The sequence below is a fragment of the Gordonia rhizosphera NBRC 16068 genome (assembly GCF_000298195.1).
In the GTDB taxonomy this organism is placed as follows: domain Bacteria; phylum Actinomycetota; class Actinomycetes; order Mycobacteriales; family Mycobacteriaceae; genus Gordonia; species Gordonia rhizosphera.
Map to the genome: position 1 here is coordinate 1 of NZ_BAHC01000251.1, position 291 is coordinate 291.

General features: G+C 49.1%; 1 protein-coding gene. It reads right to left on the reverse strand.

What is annotated here, in order from left to right; genetic code table 11:
* The coding region (locus GORHZ_RS31475) for a hypothetical protein (RefSeq protein WP_217998370.1) at positions 1-247 on the reverse strand (247 nt) is incomplete at its 3' end.
* Positions 248-291 lie beyond the last annotated feature (44 nt).

Genomic DNA, 291 nt, shown 5'->3' on the forward strand with positions numbered 1-291 from the left:
GGACCGGAACATTAGTGCCGCGCCGATAAAGTTTTCCCGGCTCCTCCGTGATAGCGGGGACCAGGAATGTGTAATAATCATACTTCTCCTGCGAGACAAAGGTCATACCATTTGCAAGAGACAGGGTGACGGTCTGGTCTTTAATGGACACAGTGCTTTCGACATCCGTAGTATTGATCAAGGACATGTCGAAACCTAGTTTATGTGCATGCTCTTCCTCATGCGTCGTGAGGAACAGGAGCAACATAGAAGTAAGGTGCGTGTCCCTGTTGATCGTGGCCATGTCAGAAT